The organism is Paenibacillus glycanilyticus (genome assembly GCF_023715145.1).
Classification (GTDB): Bacteria; Bacillota; Bacilli; order Paenibacillales; family Paenibacillaceae; genus Pristimantibacillus; species Pristimantibacillus glycanilyticus_A.
This window is the reverse complement of record NZ_JAMBNP010000031.1, coordinates 1-850: the sequence shown is the minus strand read 5'-3', so window position 1 is coordinate 850 and position 850 is coordinate 1. Positions and strand designations below refer to the sequence as shown.

At 48.0% G+C, this 850-nt stretch carries 5 tRNA genes and 1 rRNA gene; all 6 read left to right on the top strand.

The features are described from left to right. A 23S ribosomal RNA gene (locus M3194_RS30795) occupies positions 1-123 on the top strand; the annotation flags it as partial. Between the two features lie 168 nt (positions 124-291). Beyond that, a tRNA-Asn gene (locus M3194_RS30790) sits at positions 292-367 on the top strand. A gap of 5 nt (positions 368-372) precedes the next feature. Next, positions 373-463 (top strand) — tRNA-Ser (locus M3194_RS30785). Between the two features lie 19 nt (positions 464-482). Further along, positions 483-557 (top strand) — tRNA-Glu (locus tag M3194_RS30780). A 72-nt stretch (positions 558-629) separates the two neighbouring features. Beyond that, positions 630-705, top strand: a tRNA-Val gene (locus tag M3194_RS30775). 21 nt (positions 706-726) lie between these two features. Beyond that, a tRNA-Met gene (locus M3194_RS30770) sits at positions 727-803 on the top strand. Positions 804-850: the final 47 nt, after the last annotated feature.

The window sequence follows — 850 nt, the reverse complement described above, 5'->3', positions numbered from 1 at the left end:
CCCCTCAAGATGAGATTTCCCAACTAGTAAGACCCCTTGAAGACGACGAGGTTGATAGGTTCGGGGTGGAAGCACAGCAATGTGTGGAGCTGACGAATACTAATCGGTCGAGGGCTTATCCTACAACGTTTCTGAAGTGAGCATACGCTTTGACTTCGGAAGCATTTAAGTAAAACCAGCTGATTGTTTTGTATATATCATGTTCAGTTTTTATGGTGTCATCTTTATATTGGATGAAGACTGACCCACCATGTAGTGGGTTTTTTATTGGACTCTATCATTTCTTGTTATTCCCTGATAGCTCAGTTGGTAGAGCACTCGACTGTTAATCGAGTTGTCACAGGTTCGAGTCCTGTTCGGGGAGCCATTTATAGAGAGGTGTCCGAGTGGTCGAAGGAGCACGATTGGAAATCGTGTAGGCTCTAACCGGGTCTCGAGGGTTCGAATCCCTTCCTCTCTGCCATATTTGCTTTGTTTAATTAGGCCCGTTGGTCAAGGGGTTAAGACACCTCCCTTTCACGGAGGTAACAGGGGTTCGAATCCCCTACGGGTCACCAATTTACCCTAAAAGCGATATAACACCTTGTAGGTTAATCCGGTTATTTTACGGGGACCTCGGGTATAATTATGGAGGCTTAGCTCAGCTGGGAGAGCATCTGCCTTACAAGCAGAGGGTCGGGGGTTCGATCCCCTCAGCCTCCACCATATATGTTTTGCTTATATTGACGCGGGGTGGAGCAGCTCGGTAGCTCGTCGGGCTCATAACCCGAAGGCCGCAGGTTCAAATCCTGCCCCCGCAACCAAAACTTTATCTCTGGTGAAATACCGAGAATTCGATGTGGAGCTGTGG